Annotated in this window: 26 protein-coding genes and 2 tRNA genes; 12 read left to right on the forward strand and 16 right to left on the reverse strand. The window is 56.1% G+C overall.

What is annotated here, in order from left to right; all coding sequences use genetic code 11:
* Nucleotides 1-117 precede the first annotated feature (117 nt).
* Together AC2FF7_RS15225 and AC2FF7_RS15230 are read right to left on the reverse strand one after the other, a co-directional pair.
* Nucleotides 118-2,055, reverse strand: coding sequence for a type I secretion protein (locus AC2FF7_RS15225; protein WP_480866051.1), 1,938 nt, complete (start codon nt 2,053-2,055; stop codon nt 118-120).
* 139 nt (nt 2,056-2,194) lie between these two features.
* A complete protein-coding gene (locus tag AC2FF7_RS15230; RefSeq protein WP_496905891.1) occupies nt 2,195-4,654 on the reverse strand; it encodes a beta strand repeat-containing protein in 2,460 nt (819 codons plus the stop codon).
* 599 nt (nt 4,655-5,253) lie between these two features.
* Here AC2FF7_RS15230 and AC2FF7_RS15235 point away from each other — a divergent pair.
* Nucleotides 5,254-5,994 carry a helix-turn-helix transcriptional regulator gene (locus AC2FF7_RS15235; protein ID WP_496905892.1) on the forward strand — a complete coding sequence of 247 codons (741 nt, stop codon included), beginning with the start codon at nt 5,254-5,256 and terminating at the stop codon, nt 5,992-5,994.
* Complete coding sequence (locus AC2FF7_RS15240; RefSeq protein WP_170752270.1) at nt 5,987-6,484, forward strand: hypothetical protein; 498 nt, start codon at nt 5,987-5,989, stop codon at nt 6,482-6,484. The genes AC2FF7_RS15235 and AC2FF7_RS15240 overlap by 8 nt, the downstream gene beginning before the upstream one ends.
* Before the next feature lie 336 nt (nt 6,485-6,820).
* Here the strand turns inward: AC2FF7_RS15240 and AC2FF7_RS15245 are convergent.
* The 3 genes from AC2FF7_RS15245 to AC2FF7_RS15255 all read right to left on the reverse strand — a co-directional run bounded on the left by AC2FF7_RS15245 (nt 6,821) and on the right by AC2FF7_RS15255 (nt 7,725).
* Nucleotides 6,821-6,906, reverse strand: a tRNA-Leu gene (locus AC2FF7_RS15245).
* A gap of 438 nt (nt 6,907-7,344) precedes the next feature.
* Nucleotides 7,345-7,629 (reverse strand): DUF6538 domain-containing protein, encoded by a 285-nt coding sequence (locus tag AC2FF7_RS15250; protein ID WP_480866057.1) that lies wholly within the window; start codon nt 7,627-7,629, stop codon nt 7,345-7,347.
* Nucleotides 7,630-7,649: 20 nt separating this feature from the next.
* Nucleotides 7,650-7,725, reverse strand: a tRNA-Thr gene (locus AC2FF7_RS15255).
* A 184-nt stretch (nt 7,726-7,909) separates the two neighbouring features.
* Here AC2FF7_RS15255 and AC2FF7_RS15260 point away from each other — a divergent pair.
* Nucleotides 7,910-8,785: a hypothetical protein gene (locus AC2FF7_RS15260; RefSeq protein WP_353390536.1), complete on the forward strand. Its 876-nt coding sequence runs from the start codon at nt 7,910-7,912 to the stop codon at nt 8,783-8,785.
* A gap of 127 nt (nt 8,786-8,912) precedes the next feature.
* On the opposite strand, the gene AC2FF7_RS15265 is transcribed toward AC2FF7_RS15260, so the two are convergent.
* Nucleotides 8,913-9,182 (reverse strand): DUF2312 domain-containing protein, encoded by a 270-nt coding sequence (locus tag AC2FF7_RS15265; protein ID WP_170355037.1) that lies wholly within the window; start codon nt 9,180-9,182, stop codon nt 8,913-8,915.
* A gap of 162 nt (nt 9,183-9,344) precedes the next feature.
* Here AC2FF7_RS15265 and AC2FF7_RS15270 point away from each other — a divergent pair, with 162 nt between their 5' ends.
* Entirely contained in the window at nt 9,345-9,563 is a 219-nt protein-coding gene (locus tag AC2FF7_RS15270; protein ID WP_170355036.1) for a hypothetical protein, read from the forward strand.
* A 9-nt stretch (nt 9,564-9,572) separates the two neighbouring features.
* On the opposite strand, the gene AC2FF7_RS15275 is transcribed toward AC2FF7_RS15270, so the two are convergent.
* Nucleotides 9,573-9,788, reverse strand: coding sequence for a hypothetical protein (locus AC2FF7_RS15275; protein WP_170355035.1), 216 nt, complete (start codon nt 9,786-9,788; stop codon nt 9,573-9,575).
* Between the two features lie 246 nt (nt 9,789-10,034).
* Here AC2FF7_RS15275 and AC2FF7_RS15280 point away from each other — a divergent pair, with 246 nt between their 5' ends.
* Genes AC2FF7_RS15280 through AC2FF7_RS15295 form a run of 4 tightly spaced genes read left to right on the forward strand, consistent with a single transcriptional unit; the run spans nt 10,035 to nt 12,212 of the window.
* Nucleotides 10,035-10,898 carry an MBL fold metallo-hydrolase gene (locus AC2FF7_RS15280; RefSeq protein WP_170355034.1) on the forward strand — a complete coding sequence of 288 codons (864 nt, stop codon included), beginning with the start codon at nt 10,035-10,037 and terminating at the stop codon, nt 10,896-10,898.
* A gap of 19 nt (nt 10,899-10,917) precedes the next feature.
* Entirely contained in the window at nt 10,918-11,340 is a 423-nt protein-coding gene (locus AC2FF7_RS15285) for a YeeE/YedE family protein (protein ID WP_170753912.1), read from the forward strand.
* Complete coding sequence (locus AC2FF7_RS15290; protein ID WP_353390539.1) at nt 11,340-11,771, forward strand: DUF6691 family protein; 432 nt, start codon at nt 11,340-11,342, stop codon at nt 11,769-11,771. The genes AC2FF7_RS15285 and AC2FF7_RS15290 overlap by 1 nt, the downstream gene beginning before the upstream one ends.
* Before the next feature lie 9 nt (nt 11,772-11,780).
* The gene (locus AC2FF7_RS15295) at nt 11,781-12,212 is read left to right on the forward strand and encodes a protein tyrosine phosphatase family protein (RefSeq protein ID WP_496905893.1); all 432 of its coding nucleotides are present in this window, start codon (nt 11,781-11,783) and stop codon (nt 12,210-12,212) included.
* Nucleotides 12,213-12,218: 6 nt separating this feature from the next.
* Here the strand turns inward: AC2FF7_RS15295 and AC2FF7_RS15300 are convergent, their stop codons facing one another.
* The 5 genes from AC2FF7_RS15300 to AC2FF7_RS15320 form a co-directional block, all read right to left on the reverse strand.
* Nucleotides 12,219-13,295: a FliM/FliN family flagellar motor C-terminal domain-containing protein gene (locus tag AC2FF7_RS15300; protein WP_480866063.1), complete on the reverse strand. Its 1,077-nt coding sequence runs from the start codon at nt 13,293-13,295 to the stop codon at nt 12,219-12,221.
* Nucleotides 13,296-13,372: 77 nt separating this feature from the next.
* Nucleotides 13,373-16,051 (reverse strand): ATP-binding protein, encoded by a 2,679-nt coding sequence (locus AC2FF7_RS15305; protein ID WP_496905894.1) that lies wholly within the window; start codon nt 16,049-16,051, stop codon nt 13,373-13,375.
* Nucleotides 16,051-16,353 carry a hypothetical protein gene (locus AC2FF7_RS15310; RefSeq protein ID WP_170355028.1) on the reverse strand — a complete coding sequence of 101 codons (303 nt, stop codon included), beginning with the start codon at nt 16,351-16,353 and terminating at the stop codon, nt 16,051-16,053. The genes AC2FF7_RS15305 and AC2FF7_RS15310 overlap by 1 nt, the downstream gene beginning before the upstream one ends.
* Complete coding sequence (locus AC2FF7_RS15315) at nt 16,350-16,730, reverse strand: response regulator transcription factor (RefSeq protein ID WP_170355027.1); 381 nt, start codon at nt 16,728-16,730, stop codon at nt 16,350-16,352. The genes AC2FF7_RS15310 and AC2FF7_RS15315 overlap by 4 nt, the downstream gene beginning before the upstream one ends.
* A 78-nt stretch (nt 16,731-16,808) precedes the next feature.
* Nucleotides 16,809-18,104: a helix-turn-helix domain-containing protein gene (locus tag AC2FF7_RS15320; RefSeq protein ID WP_170527429.1), complete on the reverse strand. Its 1,296-nt coding sequence runs from the start codon at nt 18,102-18,104 to the stop codon at nt 16,809-16,811.
* A 206-nt stretch (nt 18,105-18,310) separates the two neighbouring features.
* Between AC2FF7_RS15320 and AC2FF7_RS15325 the strand changes: the two genes are divergently transcribed.
* The 4 genes from AC2FF7_RS15325 to aat all read left to right on the forward strand — a co-directional run bounded on the left by AC2FF7_RS15325 (nt 18,311) and on the right by aat (nt 21,535).
* On the forward strand, nt 18,311-18,847 hold the full coding sequence (locus AC2FF7_RS15325) for a LuxR C-terminal-related transcriptional regulator (protein ID WP_480866069.1): 537 nt from the start codon (nt 18,311-18,313) through the stop codon (nt 18,845-18,847).
* Between the two features lie 150 nt (nt 18,848-18,997).
* Nucleotides 18,998-19,495 carry an acetyl-CoA carboxylase biotin carboxyl carrier protein gene (accB, locus tag AC2FF7_RS15330; RefSeq protein ID WP_170355024.1) on the forward strand — a complete coding sequence of 166 codons (498 nt, stop codon included), beginning with the start codon at nt 18,998-19,000 and terminating at the stop codon, nt 19,493-19,495.
* 9 nt (nt 19,496-19,504) lie between these two features.
* Entirely contained in the window at nt 19,505-20,854 is a 1,350-nt protein-coding gene (gene accC, locus AC2FF7_RS15335; RefSeq protein WP_353390546.1) for an acetyl-CoA carboxylase biotin carboxylase subunit, read from the forward strand.
* Nucleotides 20,855-20,902: 48 nt separating this feature from the next.
* Nucleotides 20,903-21,535 (forward strand): leucyl/phenylalanyl-tRNA--protein transferase, encoded by a 633-nt coding sequence (gene aat / locus AC2FF7_RS15340; protein WP_209194136.1) that lies wholly within the window; start codon nt 20,903-20,905, stop codon nt 21,533-21,535.
* Here aat and AC2FF7_RS15345 read toward each other — a convergent pair.
* From AC2FF7_RS15345 to AC2FF7_RS15360, 4 genes are all read right to left on the reverse strand, one after another.
* Nucleotides 21,490-21,858 (reverse strand): DUF2155 domain-containing protein, encoded by a 369-nt coding sequence (locus AC2FF7_RS15345; protein WP_170753893.1) that lies wholly within the window; start codon nt 21,856-21,858, stop codon nt 21,490-21,492. The genes aat and AC2FF7_RS15345 overlap by 46 nt on opposite strands.
* Complete coding sequence (mlaD, locus tag AC2FF7_RS15350; protein WP_170753891.1) at nt 21,858-22,307, reverse strand: outer membrane lipid asymmetry maintenance protein MlaD; 450 nt, start codon at nt 22,305-22,307, stop codon at nt 21,858-21,860. The genes AC2FF7_RS15345 and mlaD overlap by 1 nt, the downstream gene beginning before the upstream one ends.
* A 12-nt stretch (nt 22,308-22,319) precedes the next feature.
* On the reverse strand, nt 22,320-22,703 hold the full coding sequence (locus AC2FF7_RS15355) for an NADH:ubiquinone oxidoreductase subunit NDUFA12 (RefSeq protein WP_170355019.1): 384 nt from the start codon (nt 22,701-22,703) through the stop codon (nt 22,320-22,322).
* Between the two features lie 79 nt (nt 22,704-22,782).
* Nucleotides 22,783-23,142, reverse strand: coding sequence for a RidA family protein (locus AC2FF7_RS15360; protein ID WP_170753888.1), 360 nt, complete (start codon nt 23,140-23,142; stop codon nt 22,783-22,785).
* Nucleotides 23,143-23,155: the final 13 nt, after the last annotated feature.

The following is a 23,155-nucleotide window of genomic DNA, read 5'->3' on the forward strand; positions in this document are numbered from 1 at the left end:
TTTGACTGGATTGGCCCCACCCCCGCCGTCCATAGGACTTGCAAAGAGAGAGCGACGCGACGAAAACGTTCTCGACATACTCAGACTTTCGGTTCACTCGTAAAAAAAACTGGGAAATTAAGCTAACATTGAGGACAGCGCATCATCCACGCTGGCCATTTCAGAGGGCGTCAGTTTGTTGTGCCCCGGGGCAAGGTCTGACTTACCCGGTCCAGATGTTTCCTGCATCAGGATCGCGATGGCTTCATTGGCCAGCTCTGTACCCAGATCTTCGTCTTGGGTGTCAATCAGGCTCGCCTGATGCAGAACGACGTCCGAATATTCGCCTTCCGATGCCATAACGACCGAGTCCACTCCGATGGTCGAGATACTCGCCGCATTCAGCACCGCATTTCCAGCACCCAGCGCTGAAGCGATGGCACCATTCCCTCCTTGTACGTGAATATCATCCTGGTCCTGCAGGGTAGTCACCTGTTCGACGACGTTGACCTGCACCAGATCACCTTCGATTTTCAGAACCCGCACCTGCTCCATCCCCGCAAATTGAGGATCGTTCAGCAGTGCATCTTCCAAAGCGTCGGTATCCATCTCCTGCAGAGGTAAAACTTCGGCCAGCGTTTCCGACAACTCTTCATGAGTGTCTTCCCCAATGGTCGTCAGTTCTACGTGGTTCATGACAAGGTTGTCATTGTCTTCCTCGGCGATCACCCCCGAGACTACATCGTCATCCACCAACGCAATCGTCTGATGGACAAAATCCACCGAAACCATGTCTCCGCCGATTAAAACCAGATCGTAATAGCTGCCGAGCTGAACGACGCTGACCTCATTCACCAGATCGTTGTCACCCAACACAAACAGGCTGGTCGTGGCGTCGATCTGGGTTTCAATATGGTCGATATCAGTGGCGTTGATTTCTTGTTTCACGAAATTTGTGACGAACAGATCACCCGAAATCCAGGTGATCGCGACAAGAGGATCTTGTCCCTCTTCCGAGACATTATCATCAAGCCAGGACGCCTCATTGGATTCCACTGCAATACTTGACGACTGAACCACCGTGGTTTCGCTTTGACTATCCTCGGGCCCTTCGTCGACATCCGAGACAATCGCCACCTGGCTTACAACGGTTAGGTTGACCGACTGCCCACCGACCGCAATTACCGGAGCATCGACCCAACCGACTGTAATGGCCACCTCGTTTATCGCTAGGTTGCCCCCCGCGATAACGGTGTGACCATCGCCAAAATCTGCATCGTCTGACTGATCCCACTCAGTTGGCAACAAATCAGGGTGGTCACTGTCATCTTCTTCATCAGGAAGATGGTGACTTGGCACCAATTCCAGAAAATCCGGAAGTTCCTCGACATGTTCACCGTTCACAATCGTTCCTATGGCTTCATCGCCTTGAAACTGGTGGACAGTCACATCCTCAGACGGGGCTTCGAACGGGGCCTCCATCTCGGCAACAATCGATTCGAGATGCTCGATCGACTGATAATCGGAAATACTAAAGGATGGGGACGATACCGCGTGTAGAGAAAGCGCAACATCAGCCAGTTCCTGACCTTGCTGCACCAATGAGTCCACATCGCGGAAATCCCCCTGACCGATGGTGTCGTTGTCGTTCAGGTCCAATGTCTGAATCGCATAGGTGACAGCCGAGCCGATCAGTTCGGGGATCAAAACCGGTTTTGCGACTAAGATCGGTATCGAGGTCGACGCGATCGCCGCATCGGGAAGCACTTGATCGGGACCCGGGCCAGTCTGCAATGGACCATCGGGAACCGGCCCCAACGGTTGAGGGTTTGGAGCCAACGGAATGTCAGTGTGACTAACCGATGGCGCATAGGGCAAAGCGTCGTATTTTCCGGGGTCAAGGTTAAGGTCTGCCCGTACTTTCACGGCAGCACCTTCTTCCAGCTCTTCCATCTCAGCCTTGCGCCTGAGAGCAGTAAATTCCTGATATTGATCTCGCAACCGAGCTTGCTCGGTCGTCAGATCAAAAGTTCCGATGAAATGGGCAATCGTCTCACTGATACTATCAAACGACATTTCAATTTCCTTTCCCGCGGCGTTCAAAATCAACTGCCTTGGGTTAAGTTGAGTCGGGGCCATCTGTCCTTGGCCCCGACAGTTTTTCAGAAGTGGTCAGAGCCTGGAAACCCAAGCTCTGACCCGGCCACCACGCAAGTTACGCGTTGGCGTCGTCGCTGGCGAAGCTGGAGGTCATCGAGCCACCGACCATGGTTGTGTCGACCGAGTTGCCAAGAACGTTGGCGCCCATGACAATCGACTGGTTGAACGCCGAAGTGTCGACCACCGCAGCCGCCGAGGCATAGGACTCGCCGTTCACAATGCCGTCTCCGCCGTTGCCGGAGCCCCACTCGCCTGCATGGCCACCGGTCCCGCCAGCACCCGAATAGGCACCCGCAGCGTCACCGCCGTTGACCATTGCGCCGGTCGTCGCACCCGAGGTCGCAGTGCCGATCGCGTCGCCACTGGTTCCGCCGTTACCAGCACCAGCGCCGCCGCCGCCACCAAAGCCGGACATGGCCGACCCGGTCGCGCTGCCCGCGCCCGTCGAGGTTGCGTCATTGTCGGACATCGCGTCACCGCCATACCCTGCAATGGCACTTGCCAGACTGTCTGCAGACCCGTCCGTATCCGCGACCGAGAACAGACCAGAGTCGCCGCCCTCGCCTGCGGTGTTGGTTGCATCAGCAGACCCTGCACCTGTACCGCTGGACATCGCATCCTGCTGGATCGCGCCGCCACCGCCACCGAAACCATCGGCAGTCGCGGTTCCGGTACCGGTACCTGTTGCGGACCCGTCGGTGGTGTTGCTACCGGCCGCGCCACCGTCACCGCTGTTGTTCTGCGGCAGGCTCGCGGTTCCGTTCACATCGCCGGGCGATTGGGTGACGTTCGGGCCAGTCGTGGTTTGATCGCCAACGCCTTGCGCGCCAGAAGTCGCACCCGCGGTACCTCCGGTTGCCATTCCGCCCGAGCCATCGCCGCCCGAACCAACGCCACCGGTCCCGTCACCGCCACCAGCGCCACCGCCAGTTCCGTCGCCACCCGAACCGAAGGCACCTGTGCCATCGCCGCCAGAGCCGACTGCGCCCGAACCAACGCCACCGGTGCCCGGATTACCGTGATTTGTGTCTCCGCCACCATTGCTGGCATCAGCATGACCAGCATTCAGTCCAATCAGACCATTCTGCTGATTCAAAGCTGCCAGAGCTGCGTCAACCTGACCCGAGTCACCACCGGTACCCGCGCCGCCAGTTCCGGCACCGCCAGTTCCAGCTGCACCATTACCGCTGCCGCCCGATCCGGTTGCACCGTTGCCGTTGCCGCCGGTACCGCCACTGCCGTTACCGTTGCCACCAGTGCCACTTGCACCTGTGCCATTCCCGGTATCCGCATCGGCCGCACTGCCAGCCAGGCTTCCTGCAAGCCCAAGGCCCAGATTGCCGGCGTCTGCGTCATTGGCCTCGGTCTCGCTGCTTCCGGCGTTGATCGCGACACCATCGGTGTCGGCATAACCGTCGCCACCATTTGCACCGTTTGCGTCAGAGTCATTGGTCCCCTGACCAGCACCCAGCGCACCAGCATGCGATACGTTATCTCCGCCGCTGGACAGACCGCCGTTCTCGGCACCCGAGAGCCCCAAGCCCAGGCCCAAGCCGACGGATCCGGCATTACCGCCTTCTCCGGCTACGCTGGTGCCATCGGAAACCGAAGCGCCGCTGTTATGCGCGGCCGAGTCACTGATAGCTTGACCACCTGCGCCTGCACTGCTGCTGCCGTTGGACTCCGCACCAGACAAGCCCACGCCCAAACCGACATTAGACGCATCACCCGCGTTACCACCGTCACCACCGACACCGGTACCATCGGCATCACCGGTGTGACCGCCCAGTGCGTATGCATCGCTGCCAGTCGTATTGCCCGAGGCATTCCCCGCATGGGTGCTGCCACCTTGGCCCGAATTGCCGCCGTCGGAATGCGTGCTGATGCCCTCATCGGCTGTCGCGGAGCCGCCGCGCGCGTTACCGTTCTGGTCAAAGCTACCGGTATTGGTTACCGCAGCCGATCCCAGATGATCATCGTCGCTGAGGTTGGCGTACTGGTGGTTGATGGCGGACATGTCGTTGCCCTCACCACTCAGGTCAATATCCAGGTTCAAATCGTCGCCCGGATCGTAGTCGAAATCGTTTCCAACAGTGATCACATCATCAATCGACGACCCGCCGGATACGTCGACGTCGACCAGGTCGTCGTCACGGCCCAAAGGCTCGGCATCGCCAAAGTCGATGTTGACCCAGTTCGAATTGTCATTGTTGCCATTGGTCTGGCTTTGACCCTGGCCCTGATCCTGACCTTGACCCTGGTCTTGGCCTTGGCCCTGATCCTGGCCCTGTCCCTGATCCTGACCCTGTCCATTCTCGACCACGGTCGCCTGACCCTGGATTTGATCCTGGCCTTGACCCTGTTCATTTTCGACATTGGTGTCCTGATCAGTCAGATCAGCTTCAATATAGGCGTCATCAACGTGAACATCTGCGTCCACGGGAACATATGCCGTACCGATGTTAACTTCATCAATGTCTGTGATGCTGTTATGCGGTTGTTGACGTTTACTCATATCAATAATTCCACTTACTGAGCGCACGGACCGTCATTCATCTCCAAAACGGTGACTGGCGCGTTGAAACAATGAGGCACGCAAGCGCAAATCGCGCATGGGTGCGTGTCTTTTCAGTGATTCCTCTCCCACCCTCCTTTCTCGGCCAAGCCGAAACTACGTCTGAAGAAAAACGTCGCGAAAATGCGCGATGAGCAGACGCAATAGGAACTTCAACTCCGCAAATTGGAGTGCAATCATGGTTGCAGCAGTAAGGTGATCTGGATAGCTAGCCGTAAGCGCTAGAACGGTTAACTCTATATTTTATATTGAAAAAATTTCGATCGGCCATTAGCGAGTGGTCGAGACGAAACAAAAAATTGGTTTAAAACCTGCAAGTTACTTCCCGCAACTATCCAGATTTTATTTGGAAAATCGCACCGATGACGCCTATCCGAAAGTTCTAGAACTCTTCACAATTGAACGACCGGACACGGAAGAAAATTCTACTTTCTTCTATGGCCATCTACTCAAGTGCGTTAATATTCAGTTAATATTAATCTAATGTTCAGTTAATGATTTCGCCGCTTGTGTGGCGTGGTAGTGATAAGGGGGAGGTTATGAACATTCCGCTTCAGGATAATACCCTGAATAATCAATATTTATTGGAAGAGTTCTCAATCAATTTCATCGGCAAGGAGCTGTTTTATTCAGAGCAGACCATCGAAAGTGTTCAATCTGAATTTGGTGTCTCTACGCATCGCTTCGAATCGATTGCGTCCCTGCCAATTTACGGCGCGGAAAACAATGGTCCCGGAAGAATTCTGATTGTTGACCAGATGTTGACAGAAGATTTTCTAGCCCGCCCGCGACACTATAAGGACAGTGCAGGGCTAGGTAGCCTCGTATTTGCGTATCGCAAGGAAGATGCGGCTCGGTTTGTATTTGACCGTTGGGATCCCGGTGCACATGGGGACATAGGTTACCTTCCGATGAATATTGCACCCGACGCGTGGCGGTCGATCCTTCGCCTTCTCTTACATGAAGAACTTTATCTTCCCAGTTTTCTCGCCAACTCAGTGTGCAACGCAACCTCTCCAACGCAGAAACATTCGGTTGAGTCGACAGACCCGCACCCGCTTTATTCCAAACTGACGCGAAGGGAAAAGCAGGTGTTGCGATTGGTCTCAAAAGGTCAAAGCAACAAGATTATTGCATCAAATCTAGGGATCACTGAACATACGGTGAAGTTGCATATACACAATGTCGCGGGAAAAATCGGTGTAAGCAATCGAACCGCGGCGGCACAGTTCTTTTTTGAGGTCGCCCCGCAAGAGGCGCAGCACACGACAATTGACTGAAGATTTTGAAGCCCGTTTCGATCGTCTCATCCTGCTTGTCGGCAGGCTGAATTATATGTGGACCAACACCGAAAGCCTTTTGATCCATTTAATCGCCGGCCTGTCTGGCACGCCCAAAGACACAGCCGTCATCATCTTTTTAACCTTGAATACAACAAGGGCGCGCATCGACCTTGTAGAACGTCTGGCCAAAATGGAAGGGCGGCCTGCCGAAATACGGGACCCAATACTCGAGCACACACACCGCCTGTCTAAACTGTCTGGCATCCGGAATCGGTATAATCACTGCATCTATTCCTTCGATCCAGACAGCGGGAATCCAAAAACGATTCTTATGCGCATCGCTGACCGAAAAACCGACATCAGACTGGGACGTGAAGACACAGTCGATGACGAGGCCATGCGGGAAATTGAAAAAGTTGTCACCCAATTGTCCGAAGCCAACCGCGATATCTGGCGACTTATTGGGCAGCTTGGCTTTCCGGTATGACAAATGGTGCGGATGGCTAGGATCGAGCCCGAAAGCCTTAGGGGAATGTATTTTAAGTCGCTGTTTTTAAAACCTTTTATGACTTAATAGAACCTGCTGAGGGTCTGCGCAGTCAAGAAAACAAAACTGGTCGCCTCATAGCACGTCCTGAGGTCTCTCAGGATCCAATTGAAACATGGCCTATAGCGGCGATCAAAGATGACCACGAAACTCACTCAGGCGACAGTGCACCGGCTGGCCGAGGACCATCCATCGGGCACCCAGATTTACGACAGCGAGGCGAAAGGCCTCAGGCTATTCTGAGGCATGCGCAAATCTTACTGTCGCCTAAGAAGTTGGTACCCGCGGCCGGACTCGAACCGGCACGGCCTTCCGGCCCAGAGATTTTAAGTCTCTTGTGTCTACCATTCCACCACGCGGGCGAGCGTGTCGGGCCTAACTCGGTCCTGAAAATCTCAATACGGCCACAAGGCTATGAGTACAATGCGCTTTCGGCGACCTGAAGTGTTAAAAGGCGCAACCTCAAGAATATTGCTTCAAACATCTCGCAATCTGAATCGATTTGACTAGGCAAAGAATTTCAAGTTGCGCACTCGACTAGACCGCTCTCTTCGTTTGCTAACGCCCTTTGTGCTGTCCATCTCGGCAAATGAATCTCGGTTTAGAGATGAAACTCCACTTACGAAGACCACAAACCTGATCTTCGGTCGACGGACTAAGCACGCCCACAATGCATGGATGGCAACATAGACGAGGCATTGATCGGGGCGTAGTCGGCGACGCACTGAATACAAGCCTTAGATGCCCACTGTGCCCGAGAGCTTCACAGTCTCTCTCACGGGCGGTGGGTTTTCCCCAGCTTAACCGCCCAAGGCAACCCTCAAACGGCGCTTCCTGGGCCGATCCACACTCTGAACCCGCAAGTGGGACCCGTACTCGTCCAGTTGTTCCGCAGCCCGTCTTTCACGTTGGGTTGCCACTGAAGCCGACCGGATTCCCACAGAGTAGGTGGTTTTCGGTGAGTCACAGTGGTGTGAGAGGTCCTGTGGCACTCCTCGATCGGAATAGTATGTGCCGTTCTTTTTGAAACAGAAGGGCACTGAAATGTCCGTTGCCTGCAGCGCTCTTAAGAAGCCAATGTGCATCAATGAGTTGACAAGGGAAGTGGTGCCCCCACACGGACTCGAACCGCGGACCTACTGATTACAAATCAGTTGCTCTACCAGCTGAGCTATAGGGGCATTGAGTGTCGATTAATGGCTCTGGCGAGGGACTGCAAGCCTCAAATTTCATCCTTGCTTAAGGAAAGTCCGATTTCTTCTTGTCCAATTGGGCAAGCGCTTTGTAATAGCCCGGGTTTGACTGTACCACGCTCAGACTGTAATCCGGCAGACAAGGCCAAAGACGTAAGGACGTATACCAACGATGCAGGTTGCCATCCACGCCGGTGCTGCTTTTACCGACGAAGGCCGGCTACTCACGTCTTTACAGACCAACAATACAACTCTGTCCCAAACAGGAACCCGATTTTTTGGCCCCAGAAGATTTCGGCAAGTTTTTAATCCGGTGTTTCAGGCGTTACACTCGGGCTCTTTGACCCCAAAAGGCGAGGATCGGTTGCGAAATGTGCTGCCCTCGGACGAAAACGCTCAACGCGCGATCTTCCTGAGCAACGAGTTCGCTGGTGATCGCGGAGCAACTCTTTTGGACGGGCAGCTTTACCCTCGCGCGGGCGAAAGAATGGCCCTGCTCGAGCACGCGTTTCATGGCCATCAGGTCGAGATCTTTTTGGCCCTAAAAAACCTTGGGAGCTTTATCCCCAAGTTGTTAATGTCATTGCCAGAAGCGGAACGCGCGGCGGTTATCGACAACACTGACCTGAGCTGTCTCAGCTGGATCGGTATGATTGACGATATTCGCGACCTTGCCCCCAACGTGAAAATAACGCTTTGGTGCAACGAAGACACGCCGTTCATTTGGGGCGACATTATCCGCGCGATTGCGGATCTGCCGGACGATACTCCGATCAACAAGGAATTCGATCTGCTTCTGTCTTTGCTGACGGACGAAGGAAAGCAGAAGGCAGCAGATTTAACGCAGCCAGATTCAAACCTGACTCGCGGTGAGGTCACGGACGCCCTTGCACTGATTCTGACAGAGAATGCGCAGCCGGACAAAATCGAAGAAGAACTCGACCTTTCTGGCTGGAATTCGGATATTGTGGACGCGTTTTCAGAGCTTTACGAACAGGATATCGACCGGTTGGAGACCACAACCGGCGTCCGCTTTCTTCGACCGTAGACAAGAAAATCGATAAACGCATTCTTTGCACCTCAATGATCGAGATGCCACCTCTACTGCCCCTACAATTTCGGTCAAATAGGGACCTGTCGCCCGCTAAATTAGGCTGTAAGTTTCCCGGACTTACTCAGTTCATGCCCAGCGCTTCTTTGTACATTTCAAGTACAGCTTCTTCCTCGGCAATATCATCCTGGTCACGCTTGCGAAGAGCGATAACCTTACGCATGACCTTGGTGTCGTAGCCGCGCGCCTTGGCCTCGGCCATGACCTCTTTTTGCTGCTCAGCAATGTCTTTTTTCTCAGCATCCAATCGCTCGAAGCGTTCAATGAACTGGCGCAATTCACCCGCTGTCACACGATAGTTGGCGGTGGCCTGATCTTCGGTCATATCTTCCATTTTCGTCTCTCTCAGCGATTGCGGTTTGATGCTGTAACAGCGGCTTTCGCGGGATACCTTGCCTCTGCACCTACCGCAAGCGCACAATCCATGGTCAGGCTTGTGTGACGCAGTACGATCCGATAAGCGCTGAGGAAATCAGTGAACCGTTTGTGGGGAACCATGTTTCAAATCATCACATGGGGCGGTGCTGCCCTCTCGCTCGCAGGCCTTCTGGGATTGGTCTGGTGCATTTTACGGGTGATGAAGGCGCGCAAGTCCGGTTTGTCGGATGATGAGTTGCGCGCCGTTGTTCAGGGCGTTCTGCCTTGGAACCTGGGTTCGCTTTTCCTGTCGGTTCTCGGGCTGATGCTTGTGATACTTGGAATTTCGTTCAGTTGAGAATGTGCCTTAGACTGGCAGATTATCAAATCGCGCTTCCATTGCGTCTTCGCACAACGCCGCATCCAAACGCCGCAACCGCGATGGGATGTGGACACCTTGCTGACGCATACGCTCGATGATTTTGGTCACGCTGGGTTGAAGAGCCAGCCGCGTCTCAAGACAGGCACCCTGCAACTTCGCTTCAAGCTGCTCAGCTTCGGAATACAAATTGCTTGTAGACATGTTCATCCTCCCAAATGCTGTCTGATTAACCTCATATAGGTAACCGTTTTAAGACTTGCCGATCTTAGCCCGCATACGGGCGAAAACTCGCCTGCCAAGTGCCCGGTCATCGTGTGGTTTTGCGGATTGTTTAAATTCTATGCCAATCCAGCCTAAGCTGCCTTGACAGACATCAAGTCACGAACTGTTGATTGCCTTATATTCCGCAATTAATATATGAATACTGAGGCACGTACGGAGAGCAAAATGACACCTAAGGTGAAAGCGTTTTTTGATACAGATACATTCACAGTGTCCTACCTGGTTCAGGAACCCGAAGGTCAAGCTTGTGCGATCGTCGACAGCGTTCTGGATTTCGACCATGCCTCGGGGCGGACAAACACCAACTCGGCCGACATGATCATAGACTTCGTCCGAAAGCACGACCTCAAGGTAGAATGGATCTTGGAAAGCCACGTGCACGCCGATCACCTTTCGGCCGCTCCATATTTACAGCAGGAACTTGGTGGCAAAATCGGCATCGGCGACCAAATCGTGACCATTCAGGAAACCTTCGGCAAGATCTTCAACGAAGGGACCGAGTTTCAGCGCGATGGCAGCCAATTTGATGCCTTGTTCCGCGAAGGTGACAGCTTTCACGTTGGCCAGATGCGCGGAGATGTGTTGCACACACCGGGCCATACACCAGCCTGCCTGACATATGTGATTGGAGACGCGGCCTTTGTCGGCGACACGCTGTTCATGCCGGATTTCGGCACTGCGCGGTGTGACTTCCCTGGGGGGTCTTCTGAGATGCTGTATGCATCGATCCAAAAAATATTGTCTCTGCCGGATGAAACCCGAGTGTTCGTTGGTCATGATTACAAAGCACCCGGTCGGGACGAATACGCGTGGGAGACAACAGTGGGCGAGCAAAAAGCTCTGAATGTGCATATTGGTCAGGGACGACCGGTCGAGGAATTCGTCGAGATGCGCGACGCGCGTGATGCGACCCTTGGTATGCCACGCCTGATCCTGCCGTCTCTGCAGGTCAACATGCGTGCAGGTCAGATGCCGCCTGCGGACGAAAAAGGTGATGTTTTTCTGAAGCTTCCCATCAACAAGCTTTAGCGCCGAAAGGGAGCGAACAATGCAAGTCGCGTGGATTTGGGGATTGGCGGGGGGACTACTGATCGGCTTGGGCGCCGCAGTTTACCTGCTTGGGAACGGTCGCATAATGGGGGCCAGCGGAATTCTCGGGGGGCTGGTCGACAGCACGGATCGCACCGCCGAGCGGCTGGCTTTTGTCGCGGGGCTGATCGGAATGCCCCTGGTGCTGTGGCTGTTCATGTCCCCTGCCCCGCAAACTCATCTGACCGGCAATCTGCCTGTCGTTATAATCGCAGGAGTCCTGGTTGGTGTCGGAACGCGGATCGCGAATGGCTGCACCTCGGGGCACGGAGTTTGCGGTATATCGCGGTTCTCGCTGCGCGGTATCGTGGCAACGCTTATCTATATCGGTTCAGGTGCTGTAACTCTGTACCTGCTGCGACACATGTTGGGATGGGTTTGATGCGGGTTCTGATCTCTTTGCTAGCTGGGTCGCTGTTCGGAGCGGGTTTGTTGATTTCGGGCATGACCGATACGACGAAGGTGCAGGGCTGGCTGGATGTGTTCGGCAACTGGGACCCGACGCTTGCCTTCGTAATGGGCGGGGCGATCCTGCCGATGTTGGTCGCCTGGAAAATCGCCGCGCGCGGTCAACCATTGACAGGGGGCAAGTATCCGCAAGCGTCCCGGCCCGAGCTGGATCGTCGACTGGTCGTAGGTTCCGTGATGTTCGGTATGGGATGGGGTCTGTCCGGCTTATGCCCCGGCCCCGCGATTGCCTCTGTCACCTATGGTGGCATCGGTGGAGTGGTGTTCCTGATCGCCATGATTGCCGGGATGTTCGCCGCACCCGTCGTCGGGGCGCAACTGGACAGAGCCGCAAACCCGGCCTAATCAATTGTCATGGAGATTCGACCAATTACCCCCCGCTACGCTGTCTCGCCGCAAATTTCGGTCGAGGACGTTCAGACCATTGCTGATTTAGGCTTTGTTCGGGTTATCTGCAACCGACCTAACAGTGAAGTTCCGATGGACCTGCAATCTGACGCGATTGGACAGGCGGTTCGCGCGGCTGGAATGGAATACGAAGTGCTGGAACTGACTCACCAGACGATGACGCCGGAAAACATCGCCCTTCAGCGCGAACTTGCCGAACGCTGCAGCGGCCCGGTTCTGGCCTATTGCGCCTCGGGAACGCGCTGTTCGGTTGTCTGGGCCCTTGGGCAATGTGACCGGATGAGCACAGATGACATTCTGGATGCAACCACCAAAGCCGGTTACGCGCTTGAGAACCTCAGACCGGCGCTGGATCAACTTCGCAGCGTGAGCGACTAGGCAGCATTAGTCAGGTTTGCCATCCAGCCCAGCAAGCTTTGAAATCTCGGCTGCAATCTGATCTGAATCGCCCAGGGTCAACTCACCCTCAATCGTTTCCAGTGCCTTTCGGGTGATCGGAACAATATCTGTTTCAAGATCATGCTCGGGTTTGGATTGCGCCGTTGGCGACCGGGCTTCAAGAAACTCATGCTCAGCCGCGTTTAGCGGGCTGGGTATAGTTTCGTGTTCGTTCAATCGCACCGCGCGCATTCCGCCACATTGGCCCAAGCGACCCACAGCAGCCCGTGATCGGTCAATCGTCAAGACTTCGGCCTTGTCTACACGCGCCCCGACCAGCGGAAGAACATCACCTTCCGATAACCCAGACAATGACGCAAAGGGCAACGACATACGGCAGATCACCGTGTTCAGCTCCGCTCGCAATACGCCCGACGACTGCTCGAGATTGGGGCCTGCGACCTGTTCGTCGGGGTCATCAAGGTCACCATCTTTTTGACGATCCGGCAGAAACAGGGAAATCTGTCCCTGTCGCACACCTCCGCCAAGCTCGACCGTCAGTTCGTATACGTCATAAATATCTTCGACCATAGCCAGTGTCAGCGTGCGCTTGTCCGGCAAACGCGCCTTGTATTCATACCCCGTCAAACCGGCCTGATCGCCCGAGGATTCGACTATACGGGATGCGCGGGTCAGTACCTCTTCGATCAGAGGTGCGACCATAGCCGCATCCGTATCCGTGCACACGCGCGCGGAAGGCGGGTCCGACATGACCTGCCCAAGTGTCTGCACCTGAACGATTGCAGACATTGCGCCAGGATCAAGGCACACGGCCGCTGAAACACCATCCCCATTTCCCAGCAGCACGAAAAGCCAGTCATCCTTGGCAACTTCAGCCAATGTATCCACCGGTCGACATGATTGTTTTGCGCCGATCACCGTCACGGGCAGCTTCATCACATCCCCTGCCGCTCGTGCGAATGCCAATCGCAGAGCCCGCAGAACAGAGCGCGGTTTGTCACCCCGCTCCTCCTGACTTGCCGAGAGCTTGCGCGCCAACGCCGTGCCGACCGGTTGCGTCATTCCCAAAACCGCCCTTCGTTCCTGTGCCTGACATCCGGTCTAACCCAGCTGAGGTTACGAATGTCTTTACGCGCCCACTACTGAGCGGCCTGACGGTAGGCCAATGGAACGCGAACCCGGAACGCAGCGCCGCCCTGACCGGGAAGATAGGTGATCTCACCCCCCAGCCGCTGCATGATCTCGCGGCAAATTGCCAGGCCCAAGCCCGCGCCTCCGGCCTTTTCACCGCTCACACGGGCAAATTTCTCGAACACCATTGAACGAGCTTCCGGAGGGATGCCGCTGCCATTATCGGCAAAATCAACCACCACTTGCCCACCAACGTCATGAGCCGAGATGGTCAGCACAGGTTCATCCGCGTCGCAGTATTTTTGCGCATTCGAGATTAGGTTGATAAAGACTTGCCCCAACCGATCCAGGTCGGTGTGAAGCGGAATACGTTCGGCCGACTTGGATCGCCGCACCTCGATACCAGTGCTTGATCCCGCCAGGGCGCTTGAGACGGCCCGGTCCAAAACCGAGCGCAGCGTATCGCCCCCCATGTTCAGGTTCACCCTGCCACTTTCCAAGACGCTCAGGTCCAGCAGATCATCCAACAGGCGAGTCAATCGGAGCGCCTCATCGTGGATGATCGCAGCATAGCGCGTCTGTTCCTCGGGACTTAATCCGTCAGTGTCGCGCATGATTTCGGAAAAAGCCCGAATTGAGGTCATAGGCGTGCGCAATTCATGGCTGACCTGGCCCAAAAAATTGTCTTTTTGCTCAGAAATTTGAGTCAGTTTTGTGTTCGCATCCCGCAACTGGCGCGCCGTCCGGGTCAGCTCGGCCGACTTTGTCTCCAACTGGCTGGAGTATTCCAACAGTTGCGCCGATTCATCGGCCACAGCCAGCAGGTCTTCGACCGAGACCGACGAGCCGCCCACAATCTGCCCAATCATCGCATGCGCCGTCGCCGCGCCGACAGATCCGCTGAGCTCTCGCTCCAGCCGTTCCAGAAAGGCAGGTGTCGGCTCTGGCAGACTGGAACGTCCACCTTGCCGTTCCGACTCGGCCTGAAAGAAGTCCTGCGCCGGACCCGCGCCCAGGATACGCTGGGTCATGATCATCAGATCTTCGCTCTGCGCCACAAAGCCGCTCCAGCCCCGAGGCGCTACGGAATGGTCGAACACATTGACGAACTGCGCACCCTGCAAGCGCTCCAGCGGGCTGGGAAAACTAAGCAACGAGGCCACGCAGAACGCCACCGTGTTCAGAGACAGTGACCACATGACCGAATGCACGATCGGGTCCATATCTTCGATCCCGAACAGCGCCTGAGGTCGCAGCCACTCCAAACCGAATGGACCGTTCTGAATGATGGTACCAGACATGAACCCGCCACCCATCTCCGGCAGCAACAAGGTGTAAATCCACAATACAAACCCAACGGTCAACCCGACAAGAGCCCCTGTCCGGGTCGCCCCGCGCCAGAACAAACCACCCACAAGGGCCGGCAAAATCTGGGAAATTCCGGCAAAAGCTATAAAGCCAATAGACGCCAGGGCCGCTCCGCCACCGGACAAACGGTAGTAAAAGAACCCAAGCGCCATGACGACTGCAATGGATATCCGCCGCGCCATAAGAACAACATGCCGGACATCCCCCGAGACCGATCCTGCCCCCCCTTGCGTGCTAAGCCAGATCGGCATGACAACATGGTTAGACACCATCGTCGACAACGCCATGGCTGTGACAATCACCATGGATGTGGCCGAAGAAAAACCGCCGATGAACGAGAGCATCGCCAGCCACTCATTCCCTTGAGACAGAGGCACGGTGAGTACGAAAAGGTCAGGGTTGGATCCTTCGGGCAAAAGGTCCAACCCCACAACTGCGATGGGCACGACAAACAAACTCATTAGCAGCAGGTACAGAGGAAATGCCCATGCGGCTGTCCTCAGATGCGCCTCGTCCGAATTTTCGACCACCATGACTTGAAACATCCGAGGCAAGCAGACGAAACATGCCGCCGACAGAAACACAAAAGTAGTCCAGCGCCCCGCATCCACGTTCCATTGACCGATTTCGGACGAATCGATCTGGTCCAACATGGGACCAAGCCCGCCCGCGACGCCCCAAACCACAAAGATCCCAACAGCCAGAAGGGCAAAGAGCTTGACCACCGACTCCAGCGCGATGGCGGTCACAACCCCGTGGTGCCGTTCATTGGCGTCAAGGTTCCGTGTTCCGAACAGAATCGCGAAGACTGCCAATCCGGCAGCGACCCAAAACACACTGGATCCTTCGCGATAAAGACCTGTCGGATCGGCCTCGGCGAAAATCGAGAAAGACAGGGTGATGGACTGAAGCTGCAAGGCGATGTAGGGCGTACCCCCCAAAACGGCCAACACGGTCACACAAATCGCCAGGGTGTTGGATTTTCCGTAACGCGAAGAAACAAGGTCTGCGATCGAGGTCACCCTCTGGCTGCGCCCCACCCTTACCAGTTTGCGAAGGCCCCACCACCAGCTGATCATGACCAGCGTGGGACCAAGGTAGATCGTCACGAATTCCAACCCCGATCGCGCAGCGTTCCCGACCGCGCCATAGAATGTCCAGGCGGTGCAGTAGATCGACAGCGACAGCGTATAGAACAAGGGGGATCGCAGCCACGCCCCACGGCCTGCAGCTGCCAGCCTGTCAGCCGCAAAGGCTACACCGAACAACAGTACAACATAGCCCAAGCACACCAGAATCAGGACGTTCAGCGTTGCCATCAGTCTGGTCTCTGATCGGTTTCGTCTTGAGTGGCCATACGTCTGGCTGCAAAACCAAAAACCAAACTGATGCCAATCAGAACGGCCCAGCATACGAAGATATAAAGAATGGCCGACGATAGCCGAATGCCGTCTCCTGCCTCATCAGACCCCGGCCACAGCAATGGGATGGCAAACAAAGCGGCGCCTAGAATCGGCAAAAAGCGAGCGGCATCCGACAGTCGGCGACGGCGATAGCTTTGACGTTCCAAAAACAGCGAAGGCCGAACACCCTGTGGCCGTCGATCTTCGCTAATGCTCATGACCGCGTAGCCTGAGCGTGCAAATCCCGCACCGCGGTTAAAACCTCGGCATTCGAGAACGGTTTGGTCATGAAACGACTGACTCCGGCATTTTCGGCCATCTCGCGATCCCGCAGCTGTCCGCGCGCGGTCAGCATCAGAACCGGCAAGGTCTTCAAGTCTTCAAGCTCGCGCAGGTCGCGCAGGATTTCCATCCCGCTCTTGCCCGGCAACATGACATCCAGAATAACCAGATCAGGGTCGGCGCTTTGGATAACCCGCAATGCGTCCAACCCTTCGGCATGCGTTTCAACCTGCCAACCCTCGCGCGTCAGCAAAAACCGAATAGCCTCGGCAATGTTCGGCTCATCCTCAATTAACAGAACCTTACGGCTCATTTGTAGTATTCCTCCCCGTGACGGGCTACCCATCCGTAAACCTGTCTAGGCCAGCTTACGCCGTCTGTCAGGAAACTGTCAAAAACCTTCGCTCAGAATTGACGGTTCACGACGAGATTCACATTCAGCGTTCGGACACACGCGACAGCTGGGGCCAACACGAGCCACATTCTGCGCATCCTGAGGGCCTTCATCCACTGATCGCACCAACATCACAGAACGATACACTGGTGCGTCATCATAGCCCAAAGCCGCTTGCGGCCATGCATAGGCAAAACAGTCAAATTCGGCCGCTGAACGCCCCAACTGAACAATCCGCTTTCGGATGGGCACAAGAGGTCTGTTTAATGCCTGAAACAAGGGCCACAACGGGCACGCCTCGCCAAAGCGTGGCATCGCAAAGCCCGGAACCGCCTTGGTGAACAGAATACTGCCTGAGGCATCACATATCACCAACCCAGTCGGTCGCGACAGAACGCCCGGCGGCAAAGCAGCCAACCGGCGCAAGACGGTCGCGATATCCACCGAAAACTGCCGCGACAGCTGCAGCGGGTCAGGTTCAGACCCTTTAAGTGCAGCCTTTACAGCCTCCAACGGCATCGCCAGCGCATCCTGTGCATACACATCCAGAAACGCGCGGGTCACGCTTTTTACCGCGGCGGAATCAAGCGCCTCAAGATCGACTTCGCTACTGCTGCCGCCGCTTTCGATTTCAGGAAAATGGTGGCTGCGCGCCTCGAAAAAAGCCTCCGCCTCCTCCAGTGGTACGCCGCGTCGGTCATCCGCCGAGTCAGCATCGTCCAGATAAGTCACCAACGATTTCGAACTGTCTGCAAGCCGTTCTGCATCCTGGTGCAGGTTGCGGTGAAAACGGTCCTGCCATTCCGGCTCGATTTCCTGAGTTTCTGCCAGAATTGCAGCGGTCGAACGAATGGCGGCGGCGGTCGACAAGACCTCATGCATCGAAGCCGCAAGATGCGGATCATGGGTTAGACGGTCCGACAGCGTTTCGACTGTGCGCTCCAGAGAGACTACGCGACGATGCATCTGTGCTAGCACACCTGCCCAACCGGAGAACCGCCCCGCGAACTCCTCAACCGCATCGATTTCAGCGTTTTGTCCGATTGCGTCCGCCGCCGCTTCCCGCAATGCCGAGATCAAGGTGGCTTCGACCCCCTGCGTCAGCACCGAAGGTTCGACAGCAAGAGCCGATGCAATGTCAACAAGCAGCTTGCCCCCGATCCTTCGGCGATTATGCTCGATAAGGTTCAAATAAGACGCTGATATCCCGACCTTTCGGGCCAATTCCGCCTGCCGCAACCCCGCGATCAGACGCCGCTCGCGAATTCGGCTACCTGTCAGTGTATCGCGCATGTTTTGGCCCCTCCCCAAAGGCATATTCCGCGACTAACCTACCTTCTATTTTCAGAACTATTCAATAAATACTTTTACTTAAGGACTAGTTTTCAATCTCTATTTACATAGTTAACAATTCTGACAGAACGCACTCTCGCGCCCGAAACGTCAGTTTCTGTGCCCAACCCCTTCAATTCCGTGTCAATTCCCGGCACGATGCAAGAATGAGTGACCCTGCGTTCGAATACGCCCCCATTGGCCTTGTAGAGCTGGAGAACCGGATCATCCGGCGCTGCAACCTGCAATTCGCGCGTACGTTTGGCGGGGAAGAGACAGAGTACCGCAATATGCCGCTGCTGCACCTTTACCCATCAGTCGCGGATTGGGAGAGGATCGGCGCGCGCAGCCTGCAGGTGATGCGCGGCACAGGCTACTACACGGATGAACGAGTCATGCGTCGACGCAATGGCGATCTGTTCTGGTGCCGCGCGCGTGGACGATCCTTGACCCCTGACGACCCGTTCCGCCACGGGATCTGGAGCTTTTCCGACATCTCCGAGGAACGCCCTCTGGTCGAGCTAACTCAGCGCGAACGCGAGGTTGCCATTCTTTCATGCCGCGGCTTATCCGCCAAGGAAATCGGCGCCGAACTGGGCCTGAGTTACCGCACTATCGAAGCCTACCGCGCTCGCCTGCTTGAGAAATTCGGCGCCCGAAAACTACCTGAACTTGTGGCAAAACTCTCTGGAATGCCGCTTTAGCGACTTTTTGCTTGAATTACTCGACCAAAACCGCACCGCGACAGGTCGAGACGCGCTTTTCATGGCAGTGCGCTTGGCTTATAACGCTGCGTAATCAGACCAAAGCCCGCAACGCACAGACGGGCCAAAGGGGAACCGTCGAGGACACTCATGACAGACACCAAACACGAAGCGGACGTGGCATTCATCAAAGCTCTGGCTGAACTGCTGCGCGAAAATGACCTGACCGAATTGCAGGTCAAACGCGAGTATGGCGAAGAAGACAGCCTGAACGTCCGGGTCAGCCGTATGACCCAGGCTGCGGCCGCGCCGGTTCAGATGGCCGTTCCCGCTGCTGCACCCGTAGCAGCCCCTGCTGCAGCAGCCCCTGCCGCACCCGAGGCCCCCGCAGCGCAGGAAGATCCCGCCAGCCATCCCGGTGCTGTGACCTCGCCTATGGTGGGCACCGTCTATATGCAGCCCGAACCGGGCGCGCCTTCGTTCATCTCGGTCGGCGCATCGGTGTCAGAAGGCGACACGTTGCTGATCGTCGAAGCGATGAAAACTATGAACCACATCCACGCGCCCAAATCGGGCACCATCAAGCGTATTCTGGTCGGTGACGGCGACGCTGTGGAATTCGGCACCCCTCTGGTCATCGTTGAGTAAGGCGGGCCCATGTTCGACAAAATCCTGATTGCCAACCGAGGCGAGATCGCCCTGCGCGTCATCCGCGCCGCGCGCGAGATGGGGATTAAAACGGTCGCCGTGCATTCAACAGCCGACAGTGACGCGATGCATGTGCGCATGGCGGACGAATCGGTGTGCATCGGCCCTCCGCCCAGCCCGCAAAGCTACCTGTCCGTGCCCGCCATCATCTCGGCCTGCGAGATCACCGGCGCACAGGCGATCCACCCCGGCTATGGCTTTCTGTCCGAGAATGCCGAGTTCGTGCAGATCGTCGAAGACCACGGCATCACCTTCATCGGCCCCACCGCTGAACATATTCGCGTGATGGGTGACAAGATCACCGCCAAGGACACGATGAAAGCCCTTGGTGTTCCTTGTGTTCCCGGCTCCGACGGCGGCGTTCCGACGCTGGAAGACGCCAAGCGCATTGGTGAAGAATTCGGCTATCCCGTCATTATCAAGGCCACTGCCGGTGGTGGTGGGCGCGGCATGAAAGTCGCGCAGACGGCGGATGAGATGGAAAGCGCCTTCATGACCGCTCGCGCCGAAGGCAAAGCCGCCTTTGGCAATGACGAGGTCTATATCGAGAAGTACCTGACCACGCCGCGCCATATCGAAATTCAGGTCTTTGGCGACGGTAAAGGCAAAGCCGTTCATCTGGGTGAGCGCGACTGCTCGCTGCAACGTCGCCATCAGAAGGTATTTGAAGAGGCCCCTGGCCCCTGCATCACCCCCGAAGAACGCGCGAAGATCGGCAAGATCTGTGCCGATGCAGTCGCCAAGATCAACTATATCGGCGCGGGCACCATCGAGTTCCTGTATGAAAACGGCGAGTTCTATTTCATCGAAATGAACACCCGTCTACAGGTGGAACACCCGGTGACCGAAGGCATCTTCGGCGTCGATCTGGTGCGCGAACAAATCCGCGTGGCCGCTGGCGAGGACATGTCCTTCGGCCAGGACGATCTGGAAATCAACGGCCACGCCATCGAGGTTCGGATCAACGCGGAAAAATTGCCCAACTTCTCACCCTGCCCTGGCAAGATCACGGCCTATCACGCGCCCGGCGGTCTGGGCGTGCGGATGGATTCGGCGCTCTATGACGGATACTCGATCCCGCCCTATTACGACTCACTTATTGCCAAGCTGATCGTACAGGGTCGCGACCGGGCCGAGGCGCTGGCGCGGCTGGAACGTGCCTTGGGCGAGCTGATCGTGGATGGTATCGACACCACCGTGCCTCTGTTCCACGCCCTGCTGCAAGAGCCTGATCTTCACAGCGGTGACTACAACATCCATTGGCTGGAAAAGTGGCTTGCCGAGAACATGGCAGACTAACATACTAAGGGCGAAGGGTTTTTACCTTTCGCCCTTTGAGACTCCAGTATGAGCCTGACCCCCGACCTCTTACTGCATGGCTACTCCATCGGCATTTTCCCGATGGCTGAGCACCGCGATGACCCCGAGTTGTTCTGGGTCGACCCCAAATTTCGCGGTGTGTTCCCGCTGGACGGATTCCACATTTCCCGCAGTTTGGCGCGGCGCATACGCAACTGCGGGTTCTCCATCACGATCAACCGGGACTTCGCTGGGGTCGTCGATGGCTGCGCCGACCGCGCCGACACGTGGATCAATGACGAGTTGCGCAACCTGTACCAACACCTACATCACACGGGCCATGCACACTCGCTGGAAGTGTGGGAGGAATCGGCTCTGATAGGCGGCGTCTATGGCGTTTGCCTTGGGGCCGCGTTTTTCGGCGAAAGCATGTTTTCGCGACGAACGGATGCGTCAAAGATCGCATTGGCCTATCTGACAGACAGGCTTCGCAGAACAGGATTTCATCTGTTCGACACCCAATTTCTGACAGCGCATCTGGCTTCTTTGGGTGCGATAGAAATACCCCGCACGCAATATCGGCAAGAACTGGAAGAGGCGATCAGCGCCAGCGCGGATTTTACCGCCGACTTAACTCAATCGCCGGATGGCGTTATACAACGAATAACCCAAACGTCGTAGCGCGAATGGTCCAGTGCATTCAGCGCCGGTGACGTGGCGATCATCCAACCGTCAAACAGTTGGTCAGTCTTGCCATTTTCCCAAATCGTGAGATAGGCAAAAGCATCACCTGTCGGGTTCTCGGCCGGATAGCGGCAATCGCCCAACGCGACGTCCAGACCAAAAACGGGCTGTGTTTCACCGTTCCGCATCTCGACGTCAACGGTTTGGCCGCTGACCTTGTCCAACCCACGCAGCATCGCACCCGGCCCCGACTGGACTTTTTGCTGCGCCGATGCGCCCGTGGCGGCCAGCATGGCAAGCACAATGGCGAGACGCCGCATTAGCTGCCATCCCCGGCGACAAACTTGACCAGAAGCGAAATCAGACTAACCGCGCCCTGGGTATCAGTGACCTGATCCCCAGGCTCGAAATAGAAAGGCGAGCCGCCCGGCATCACTTCAACGAAGTTACCGCCCAACAATCCCTCGGACGAAATTACAATCGCGCTGTCATCCGGAACCAGAATACCGTCCGAGATCGAAAACGTCGTATCCGCCCGGTAGGTTTCGGAGTTGAGCGTTACATCCGTTACAGTACCGATCTTGACCCCGGCCAATCGCACATCTGTTCCAACACCGACGCCTTCAAGCGACCGGAAAGATGCGCCCAGTTCATAACCCGTACCACCTTGCGACAGGCCGGTGGACTGGCTGGCATAGACCCCAAAAGCAACGGCACAGGCCAACACGGCGCCGCCAACCAGGACTTCGGAAACATTGTAGCTCGACATAATTTGCCTCGTTTATTCGGGGCTCCAAGCCTCGTAATCGGAACGTTCAATCGGGTCCGGGCGACGCAGGGACCCTGCAGGAGTATAGGCAAGCGCCGAACCGGTCAGGTTTTCCTGATGTGGTTTTTCCCACGATTTGTGCGGCAATGGTTTGTCAGTCGGGGGCTCGTCCCATGTACGGTGCAGCCAACCATGCCAGTCAGGATCGACACGGCTCGCCTCGGCTTCGCCATTGAAAATGACCCAGCGCTTGCTGTCATCCGCATTGCGGTAGAACACATTGCCCTGGTTGTCCTCGCCGACCTTTTCACCCTTGCGCGCAGTGTAAATCTGCGTGTTCAGAGTGGCCCCGTTCCACCAGGTCACGGCTCGCAAAAGACTGTTCAGGATCCCCATGGGCTGCCTCCGGCAATTCTGTTTCCGCAGATATGGACCAAAGGCGCGCCAAGGTCCAGTGTCACAAGGACCGCACCCCCTATTCCGGCAAATACGCGGTCACTTCTATTTCAATTCGGTATTTCGGGTCGATCAAATCGCATTCGATCATTGTTGCGGCCGGAGGATTCGCACCAAATGTCTCGCTCAAAATTGGCCAGCATGGCTCAAACTCAGCCTTGTCGGGTAACATGTAAGTTACACGAACGACGTCTGAAAAGCCTGCACCAGCTTCGGTCAGTGCCTTTTCAATCACCGTCAGTGCCGAACGGCACTGCTCAACCACGGTATCACCCTGCCCGACAGTACCAGAGACGTGCACCCAACCTCCGGCAACCACGGCGCGGCAATACCCTAGCTTAGGTTCAAATTCGCCACCTGATGAGATGCGCTTGATCATTTCAGTATCCTCA

The sequence above is a fragment of the Ruegeria sp. YTSC325 genome (genome assembly GCF_059609525.1).

Excerpts from the sequence above, each read along its gene's own strand:
- AC2FF7_RS15225 (WP_480866051.1), bottom strand. The coding sequence starts at position 2,055 with ATGTCGTTTGATAGTATCAGTGAGACGATTGCCCATTTCATCGGAACT.
- AC2FF7_RS15230 (WP_496905891.1), bottom strand. The coding sequence starts at position 4,654 with ATGAGTAAACGTCAACAACCGCATAACAGCATCACAGACATTGATGAA.
- AC2FF7_RS15235 (WP_496905892.1), top strand. The coding sequence starts at position 5,254 with ATGAACATTCCGCTTCAGGATAATACCCTGAATAATCAATATTTATTG.
- AC2FF7_RS15250 (WP_480866057.1), bottom strand. The coding sequence starts at position 7,629 with ATGCACATTGGCTTCTTAAGAGCGCTGCAGGCAACGGACATTTCAGTG.
- AC2FF7_RS15260 (WP_353390536.1), top strand. The coding sequence starts at position 7,910 with ATGCAGGTTGCCATCCACGCCGGTGCTGCTTTTACCGACGAAGGCCGG.
- AC2FF7_RS15265 (WP_170355037.1), bottom strand. The coding sequence starts at position 9,182 with ATGGAAGATATGACCGAAGATCAGGCCACCGCCAACTATCGTGTGACA.
- AC2FF7_RS15270 (WP_170355036.1), top strand. The coding sequence starts at position 9,345 with ATGTTTCAAATCATCACATGGGGCGGTGCTGCCCTCTCGCTCGCAGGC.
- AC2FF7_RS15275 (WP_170355035.1), bottom strand. The coding sequence starts at position 9,788 with ATGTCTACAAGCAATTTGTATTCCGAAGCTGAGCAGCTTGAAGCGAAG.
- AC2FF7_RS15280 (WP_170355034.1), top strand. The coding sequence starts at position 10,035 with ATGACACCTAAGGTGAAAGCGTTTTTTGATACAGATACATTCACAGTG.
- AC2FF7_RS15285 (WP_170753912.1), top strand. The coding sequence starts at position 10,918 with ATGCAAGTCGCGTGGATTTGGGGATTGGCGGGGGGACTACTGATCGGC.
- AC2FF7_RS15290 (WP_353390539.1), top strand. The coding sequence starts at position 11,340 with ATGCGGGTTCTGATCTCTTTGCTAGCTGGGTCGCTGTTCGGAGCGGGT.
- AC2FF7_RS15295 (WP_496905893.1), top strand. The coding sequence starts at position 11,781 with ATGGAGATTCGACCAATTACCCCCCGCTACGCTGTCTCGCCGCAAATT.
- AC2FF7_RS15300 (WP_480866063.1), bottom strand. The coding sequence starts at position 13,295 with ATGACGCAACCGGTCGGCACGGCGTTGGCGCGCAAGCTCTCGGCAAGT.
- AC2FF7_RS15305 (WP_496905894.1), bottom strand. The coding sequence starts at position 16,051 with ATGGCAACGCTGAACGTCCTGATTCTGGTGTGCTTGGGCTATGTTGTA.
- AC2FF7_RS15310 (WP_170355028.1), bottom strand. The coding sequence starts at position 16,353 with ATGAGCATTAGCGAAGATCGACGGCCACAGGGTGTTCGGCCTTCGCTG.
- AC2FF7_RS15315 (WP_170355027.1), bottom strand. The coding sequence starts at position 16,730 with ATGAGCCGTAAGGTTCTGTTAATTGAGGATGAGCCGAACATTGCCGAG.
- AC2FF7_RS15320 (WP_170527429.1), bottom strand. The coding sequence starts at position 18,104 with ATGCGCGATACACTGACAGGTAGCCGAATTCGCGAGCGGCGTCTGATC.
- AC2FF7_RS15325 (WP_480866069.1), top strand. The coding sequence starts at position 18,311 with ATGAGTGACCCTGCGTTCGAATACGCCCCCATTGGCCTTGTAGAGCTG.
- accB (WP_170355024.1), top strand. The coding sequence starts at position 18,998 with ATGACAGACACCAAACACGAAGCGGACGTGGCATTCATCAAAGCTCTG.
- accC (WP_353390546.1), top strand. The coding sequence starts at position 19,505 with ATGTTCGACAAAATCCTGATTGCCAACCGAGGCGAGATCGCCCTGCGC.
- aat (WP_209194136.1), top strand. The coding sequence starts at position 20,903 with ATGAGCCTGACCCCCGACCTCTTACTGCATGGCTACTCCATCGGCATT.
- AC2FF7_RS15345 (WP_170753893.1), bottom strand. The coding sequence starts at position 21,858 with ATGCGGCGTCTCGCCATTGTGCTTGCCATGCTGGCCGCCACGGGCGCA.
- mlaD (WP_170753891.1), bottom strand. The coding sequence starts at position 22,307 with ATGTCGAGCTACAATGTTTCCGAAGTCCTGGTTGGCGGCGCCGTGTTG.
- AC2FF7_RS15355 (WP_170355019.1), bottom strand. The coding sequence starts at position 22,703 with ATGGGGATCCTGAACAGTCTTTTGCGAGCCGTGACCTGGTGGAACGGG.
- AC2FF7_RS15360 (WP_170753888.1), bottom strand. The coding sequence starts at position 23,142 with ATGATCAAGCGCATCTCATCAGGTGGCGAATTTGAACCTAAGCTAGGG.